This window comes from Paenibacillus sp. PastF-3 (genome assembly GCF_029893135.1).
In the GTDB taxonomy this organism is placed as follows: Bacteria; Bacillota; Bacilli; order Paenibacillales; family Paenibacillaceae; genus Paenibacillus_AQ; species Paenibacillus_AQ nitricinens.
Genome location: NZ_JARXWM010000018.1, coordinates 120,862 through 127,999 on the forward strand (window position 1 = coordinate 120,862; position 7,138 = coordinate 127,999).

The 7,138-nt window shown below is 44.2% G+C and carries 5 protein-coding genes and 12 tRNA genes; 1 reads left to right on the forward strand and 16 read right to left on the reverse strand.

The window, feature by feature from the left end:
• Positions 1-20: 20 nt before the first annotated feature.
• The 4 genes from M2444_RS26970 to M2444_RS26985 all read right to left on the reverse strand — a co-directional run bounded on the left by M2444_RS26970 (position 21) and on the right by M2444_RS26985 (position 4,799).
• Positions 21-959: an ABC transporter permease gene (locus M2444_RS26970; RefSeq protein ID WP_094874518.1), complete on the reverse strand. Its 939-nt coding sequence runs from the start codon at positions 957-959 to the stop codon at positions 21-23.
• Positions 956-2,002: an ABC transporter permease gene (locus M2444_RS26975; RefSeq protein ID WP_042131006.1), complete on the reverse strand. Its 1,047-nt coding sequence runs from the start codon at positions 2,000-2,002 to the stop codon at positions 956-958. The genes M2444_RS26970 and M2444_RS26975 overlap by 4 nt, the downstream gene beginning before the upstream one ends.
• Positions 1,995-3,557: an ABC transporter ATP-binding protein gene (locus M2444_RS26980; protein ID WP_094874519.1), complete on the reverse strand. Its 1,563-nt coding sequence runs from the start codon at positions 3,555-3,557 to the stop codon at positions 1,995-1,997. The genes M2444_RS26975 and M2444_RS26980 overlap by 8 nt, the downstream gene beginning before the upstream one ends.
• Before the next feature lie 102 nt (positions 3,558-3,659).
• On the reverse strand, positions 3,660-4,799 hold the full coding sequence (locus M2444_RS26985; protein ID WP_094874520.1) for a BMP family ABC transporter substrate-binding protein: 1,140 nt from the start codon (positions 4,797-4,799) through the stop codon (positions 3,660-3,662).
• A 326-nt stretch (positions 4,800-5,125) separates the two neighbouring features.
• On the opposite strand from M2444_RS26985, the gene M2444_RS26990 reads away from it, so the two are divergent.
• Positions 5,126-5,875: an AraC family transcriptional regulator gene (locus tag M2444_RS26990; protein WP_094874521.1), complete on the forward strand. Its 750-nt coding sequence runs from the start codon at positions 5,126-5,128 to the stop codon at positions 5,873-5,875.
• Between the two features lie 134 nt (positions 5,876-6,009).
• Here the strand turns inward: M2444_RS26990 and M2444_RS26995 are convergent.
• From M2444_RS26995 to M2444_RS27050, 12 genes are all read right to left on the reverse strand, one after another.
• A tRNA-Leu gene (locus M2444_RS26995) sits at positions 6,010-6,088 on the reverse strand.
• Positions 6,089-6,102: 14 nt separating this feature from the next.
• Positions 6,103-6,176, reverse strand: a tRNA-Cys gene (locus M2444_RS27000).
• A gap of 10 nt (positions 6,177-6,186) precedes the next feature.
• A tRNA-Gly gene (locus M2444_RS27005) sits at positions 6,187-6,261 on the reverse strand.
• 6 nt (positions 6,262-6,267) lie between these two features.
• A tRNA-Gln gene (locus tag M2444_RS27010) sits at positions 6,268-6,342 on the reverse strand.
• A 19-nt stretch (positions 6,343-6,361) separates the two neighbouring features.
• Positions 6,362-6,437: transfer RNA gene (locus M2444_RS27015), tRNA-His, on the reverse strand.
• Between the two features lie 45 nt (positions 6,438-6,482).
• Positions 6,483-6,558 (reverse strand) — tRNA-His (locus M2444_RS27020).
• A 23-nt stretch (positions 6,559-6,581) separates the two neighbouring features.
• Positions 6,582-6,655, reverse strand: a tRNA-Trp gene (locus M2444_RS27025).
• 5 nt (positions 6,656-6,660) lie between these two features.
• Positions 6,661-6,746 (reverse strand) — tRNA-Tyr (locus M2444_RS27030).
• A 5-nt stretch (positions 6,747-6,751) separates the two neighbouring features.
• A tRNA-Thr gene (locus M2444_RS27035) sits at positions 6,752-6,827 on the reverse strand.
• Between the two features lie 27 nt (positions 6,828-6,854).
• Positions 6,855-6,930 (reverse strand) — tRNA-Phe (locus tag M2444_RS27040).
• Positions 6,931-6,940: 10 nt separating this feature from the next.
• Positions 6,941-7,018: transfer RNA gene (locus M2444_RS27045), tRNA-Asp, on the reverse strand.
• A gap of 26 nt (positions 7,019-7,044) precedes the next feature.
• Positions 7,045-7,121, reverse strand: a tRNA-Met gene (locus tag M2444_RS27050).
• Between the last annotated feature and the right edge of the window lie 17 nt (positions 7,122-7,138).

Genomic DNA, 7,138 nt, shown 5'->3' on the forward strand with positions numbered 1-7,138 from the left:
AATCCTCGTTATTTCTATCGCTATTTCATTAGCGGGCTCTTTAGCTTTTTGTTCTTCTTCCGTGTCTCAGATACGGCATAGATCACTAGTCCAATTACCGTTGCTACATAAGGAAGCGTGCCGATTAGCTCCGCAGGAATTTTCAGCACCTGAAGCGCATTCGACAATGCATCTGCGGTACCAAATAAAAGAGAAGTTAACGCCGTACCTACTGTCGTACTTCTTCCCATAGATTCTGCCGCAATGGCAATCCAGCCCCGACCAGCGATCATATCGCGAGTGAACAATGACAGGTAACCCATCGACATGTATGCCCCACCCAAACCAGCGAAAAATCCACTAAGCAGCAAAGCCATATACTGTATTTTCACAACACTTACACCTACAGATTGAGCTGCGTGTGGATTTTCACCCACTGAACGAATGCGCAGACCAAGCGGTGTACGGTTTAAGAGATAGTAGACAACAAACACAGCAATGATAGATACATAAGTCAAAATGTGATGCCCTGATAAAATCGGACCCAGCACGGGAATATCCTTCAGCAAAGGAATGTCTACGCTAGGCAGCACTTTACTCGCCAGAGAAGTAGAAGATCCCTTATCTCCACTAAGTAAATAAAGAATAAACACGGTTCCTCCAGAAGCGAACATATTAATAGCTACACCGCCGAGAATGATATGTGTTTTGAATTTCAGTGTGAAAAAAGCTAATATTCCAGCGATCAGTGTTCCGGACATCACGGCCCCAAGTAAACCTACCCACGCACTATGCGTGTAGCTGCTTACAATGACACCGGCTAACGCCGCGACAAGCATGATGCCTTCCATACCAATGTTGATGATACCAGCCCTATTAGAGATTAACGCTCCCAATGCGGCGAATAGAATCGGTGTCGTCACCCGAAGAACAGAAAACGCAAAGTCAGTCGTAAAAATTACATCAAACAAGCTGTTCACGCTTCCTTCGCCTCCTTCAAGAGCATCCGATTTTTCCAGAACTTCAGAAATTGCTCTGCCGAAATCAGAAGAATGATAATCGCCTGTATGATAGAAATCATCTCAGAAGGTACATCAGACAGACGTGCCATCATATCGGCTCCGATCCGGATATACGCAAGGAACAATGCAGCACCGATTACGGATAGCGGATTATTCTTGGCTAACATCGCTACAAGAGCACCGTCTAAGCCATAGCCTGGTAATGAAGTCCATTGGAATCGGTTATACATCCCTAGCACTTCTACGGAACCCCCCATCCCCGCGATAAAACCAGCAATCAAGTGAACCAGTATAATAACCTTCGCGGTCTTCATGCCTGAATAACGTGCAAAGTTCCGGTTGATGCCTGTCATTCGCAGCTCATATCCCCATTTAGTCTTGTATAGGAATAAATGTGCTGCAATAATAAGCACGATAACGATAATAAGTCCGGTATGAATACGGGTGCCAGGTACCATTTTACTCAGCAGTGCCGTTTTCTCGAATTTGTAGGATACATTGGCAAATGCTTTTGCATCACGTAAGTGATAGTTCAATAGATATAAACCTACTCCAAACAAAATATTATTGAACATCAAGGATGTAACCAGCTCATTGGCATTCCATTTGGCTTTGAGGATGCCGGGTATTGCCGAGAGCAACGCTCCTACAATAGAACCCGCAGCAATAGCTACGATCGGATGGAGCCACCCGTCCAGCGTTAAATGAATAGCCAACACGGAAGTCACAACACCGGAGAAATAGAAAATCCCTTCAGCTCCCAAGTTGAACATATTTGCCCGGAACAACAAAGAAACTGCTAATCCAGTGAACATGAGCGGAATGGCCATCTCAATCACATTACCGATATGGCCTTTACTGGATAGCGGCTCAAATAGGAATATCCCAATTGTCTTCACCGGCTGATTGCTGACCAATGAGATGATCAGAAAAGCAATAGCGAGTGCAATTACGATGACTGCCGATGTTCGAATGTATTCAAAATATTTTACTTTAAACATGATTTACGGCCCTCCTGATTTGCTCCTCGTCCTGTCGATGAATCCCTAGCATATAAAGCCCTAATTCTTCTTCACTAACCTTGGAAGGCTCCTCGAAAAAGGCAACAATCTTTCCTTCATACATCACTAGTAGACTATCGCTGATCTCCAAGATCTCATTTAAGTCTGCTGACACTAGCAAAATAGCGCAATCGTCTGAGCGCAGCTCCAACAGCTTTTGATGTATGAACTGCGCCGCGCCTATATCCACGCCCCTTGTCGGCTGCTCTGCAATTAGCAGTTGCGGTTCTGTAGAACACTCTCTAGCTACGACAACCTTCTGCATGTTACCACCTGATAACATACCTATTGGCTGAGAAGGTCCCGAACAGCGGACTTTAAATTCTTCTACAAGTGATACTGCAAGCTTGGCAATTCGTGATCCATTTAAAAAGGGACCTTTATTCATAGCTTTTGTACGATACTGAGTAGACAGCAGATTATCCGCTATGCTCGCATCACTGGCTATCCCTTGATGCATCCGATCCTCTGGGATATAGGAAACGCCTAGCTTACGAATATCCAAAATATCCGATTCGCGAATATCTTTTCCCTTCACTAGCACAGAGCCTTGGCTTGAGACCCCTCTTAGGCTACCCGTAAGAGCCTCAATGAGCTGTGTCTGCCCATTCCCTTCTACACCAGCAATCCCGATAATTTGTCCCCCGCGTACTGCAAAGTTGATATCTGTTAGCAACGCTTTGCCGTGTGCATCATTTACACCTAGACCTTGCACAGTGAGTACCGGCTCGCCAATAGACAGAATCTCCTTGTCGTATTTCAACACGACGTCTCTGCCCACCATAAGGCGTGAGATTTCTTGCTCCGTGACATCCTTCGTTTGGAAAACACCTTCACTACGTCCACTACGCATGATCGTAATTCTGTCGCAGATCGCTTTCACTTCTTTCAATTTGTGTGAAATAAAAACAATCGTATGTCCCTGCTCTCTTAACTGCTTAAGCTCCCGGAACAATTCCTCTGTTTCCTGCGGGGTCAACACTGCGGTCGGCTCATCCAGAACGAGGATTTTTGCACCTCGCAGCAGCGCCTTCAGAATTTCAACCTTTTGCTTCATACCAACCGTGAGATCCTCCACTTTTGCTTTTGGATCCACTGCCAAATTGTATTTCTTCGCAGTCTCTTCGGTCATGCGTACAGCTTCTGCATAATGGATGCCAACCCCCTTACGGGGCTCCATACCCAGCACCATGTTCTCTGCTACCGTAAAAGAAGGGACCAGCATAAAATGCTGGTGGACCATACCAATTCCTCTATCAATGGCATCCTGAGCAGATTGCAGCTTCACTTTTTCACCCTTGATAAAGATTTCACCTTCACTAGGCTCTTCCATGCCGAACATGATCTTCATTAAAGTTGATTTACCAGCGCCGTTTTCGCCCGCAATCGCATGAATTTCTCCCTCACGTAAAGAAAAATGCACGTCTTTATTTGCAACGACACCATTGGGATACACCTTGGTAATTCCCCGCATTTCCAGCAGAGCTTTGTTCATAGGTCTCAACGCCTTTCGACTTGGAGGTCTGCAAAAATATACAGCTGGAATTCTTCTGAAAGAAGAATCTCCAACTGTAGGTTTATCACTTTATAGCTATACTTAAGGCTTAACTGCGTTACGAATGGCTTCTACTTCAGAGGTTTCCATTCCCATAGCATTATCTACTGTAATTTCTTTGTTGATCAGCTTTTGCTTCACTTCTTCAACTTTAGCCTGAAGATCAGCAGGGAAGATATTTTTATAGATATCATTTTCTGCAATGCCCACACCATCATCTACAAAGCTCAACACATCACGTTTACCCATTTCAAGCGTACCCTCTTGTAATTTCTTCACGGCACCCAGAATAGCCATATCAATCTTTTTAATAGAAGAAGTAACAATCAAGTTTGCTTTTTCGCTATCTGTTGTGTTAAGCAACATCGCCTGATCGGAGTCTACGCCAATAGCGTATTTCTTCTTCTCTTTAGCTGCATCAAAGATCCCAAGACCTGTACCGCCAGCTACGTTAAAAATAACATCTACACCGGAGTTGTATTGAATCAACGAAAGCTCCTTACCTTTAGCCGGGTTAACGAAATCACCAGCATAGGATACAGCGACCTTCACCTCAGGATCAACATATTGAGCGCCCTGAATGTAGCCTACCAGGAAAGCGTTAATTCCTGGAATGTCCATGCCGCCTACAAATCCGATCACATTCTCAGGATTAGCATTAGCCATATCAGATTGAGTAGCTAGTGCTGCTACAGCACCTGCCAGAAAAGATACTTCATTTGTCGCATAAGACATGTTGTACATATTCTCTGGTGCTTCATCTATATCGGTATCATAGTTAATGAATTTTTTGTCTGGATATAATTCAGCCGTTGCATTAAACATCTCTGTAATTTCTGATCCGCCAGAAATAATAACATCCCAGTCCTCAGCGGCGATATCGTTAAACGTAGGCTCCCATTTCGTTTTATCGACACCCATTTCTACAACCTTTGTTTCTGCACCAAGTTCATCCTTAACCTTTTGCAAACCGCTATTCGCAGAGTCAAAGAATGATTTATCCCCAAGCGTACCTGGAATCAGAAGTACAACTTTGAGTTTATCCCCTGAACCCGGTTCTCCACCTTCAGCTGCATTAGATCCTGCATCCGTGGAAGACCCATTACTCGACGTATTATTTCCACAGGCTGTGACCATTACCATTACTACTAGTAACAACAAAGAAAGAACTTTCTTTTTCACTTTTCTATTCCCCCTATTTATAGTTGGTTAGTAATTTGAGAGATTCTCCTTCTTAGTCCATTGCATGTTTCACGATTTAGATGGAAACTCTCATATTGCAGGTTACATTGTTAATAATTTAATGATTTTAACGAATAGACTCTAAAATAGAGATAAAATTATCATTTTCACAAATAATCCGACTAATTCCCGAACGAGATGGCCAGTCAGGTTGCTAATTTCCGGATTTATTGATACGATCATATCAAATATTAATGAAAATAATTATATGATTTCGGTCATATTTTTGTACGATTCGGCTAAAACATAATTAATGGAGGGTCATCATGGATCGTGTTCTATATATTGTAAATGCAGCACATGAGGTTAATACCTATATTCCACCACACCAGCATGAATGTTATGAACTAGTCTATTATTTAAACGGATTAGGAACTACTAATGTAGGTTCGCGAAGTTATCATTTTCGTTCTTCTTCATTCGCGCTGATACCACCCAATCATAAACATGACGAGAACCATCGCGAGGATGCTACTATACTATTTGTAGGCTTCCATTCAAATCACCCAAATATGGAGAATTTGCAAGGCGTATATGAAGATGATAAAGACCATACTGTTCTAGAGATCTTGCTTCGAATGAAAGCAGAGTTTACGCGCAAACAAGATGGATTCTCTGAACTATTGAACCTGCAAATGAGCGAAATCACTGTTCATCTGATACGGCTTCTTAGCGCTTCTGGGTTTCAATCGCCAACGGAAGACAGAGTCCAATATGTTCTAAACTATATGAATGAGCATTACCGCCATAAGCTATCGGTCGCAACACTTTCTGAGATGTCTGGATACAGCTATGATCGTTTCCGCCATTTATTTAAAGAGCGATTCGGTGCTTCACCTCTACGCTATCTACTATTGAAACGTCTGGATTATGCAAAGTCTCTCTTGCAACATACCCAAATGCATATCTCTGAAGTATCAGCTGCTGCTGGGTTTGTGAATGACGCCCAATTTTGCAATATGTTTAAACGTGAAATTGGTCTCACTCCACGAGCATTCCGCCTAAGCAGTCAATAAAACAACACTCCAGACAAAAAGGCCGTTGAATTAGAGACGCCTCTAATTCAACGGCTTAAGAATAAAAGCTCAAAGACAAAGAAAAAAGGTTTGTAAAGTTGCTTATACAAGCGACTTTACAAACCTTTTTGATATACCGGCGAGAGGACTCGAACCTCCACGGTTTCCCTCTCGATTTTGAGTCGAGCGCGTCTGCCATTCCGCCACGCCGGCACATATGAACTTAATGGAGGCGCCACCCAGATTTGAACTGGGGATAAAGCTTTTGCAGAGCTTTGCCTTACCACTTGGCTATGGCGCCATGTAAAATATGGAGCGGACGACGGGAATCGAACCCGCGACCCTCGCCTTGGCAAGGCGATGCTCTACCGCTGAGCCACGTCCGCATAAAATGGCTGGGGATATAGGATTTGAACCTATGCATGACGGAGTCAAAGTCCGTTGCCTTACCGCTTGGCTAATCCCCAATAACATTTTAAAGTAAAATGGGGCGACTGATGGGTCTCGAACCCACGAATGCCGGAACCACAATCCGGTGCGTTAACCCCTTCGCCACAGTCGCCATATTAAACTGAAATTCGTTGCCATTCTTCTTTGTTAAAGTAAATGGGGCGACCGATGGGTCTCGAACCCACGAATGCCGGAACCACAATCCGGTGCGTTAACCCCTTCGCCACGATCGCCATATTAAACTTTAGAAAGAATTTGGCAGGGGCAGCAGGAATTGAACCCACACCAACGGTTTTGGAGACCGTTGTTCTACCTTTAAACTATGCCCCTAAAACTGGTGGAGGATGATGGATTCGAACCACCGAACACTTACGTGAGCAGATTTACAGTCTGATGCGTTTGGCCACTTCGCTAATCCTCCAAGGATGGTGCCGGCGAGAGGACTTGAACCCCCAACCTACTGATTACAAGTCAGTTGCTCTACCAATTGAGCTACACCGGCATGGCACTCATTCTATTGTGAAAATCATGGTGGCTCGAGACGGATTCGAACCGCCGACACGAGGATTTTCAGTCCTCTGCTCTACCGACTGAGCTATCGAGCCAAGGTAAAAATGGCGGAACCGACGAGATTCGAACTCGCGATCTCCTGCGTGACAGGCAGGCATGTTAGGCCAACTACACCACGGTTCCAAAAGATATAATTTCTTGATGAAAATTGGTTGCGGGGGCAGGATTTGAACCTGCGGCCTTCGGGTTATGAGCCCGACGAGCTACCGGGCTGCTCCACCCCGCGTCGTTCTTAAATGAATA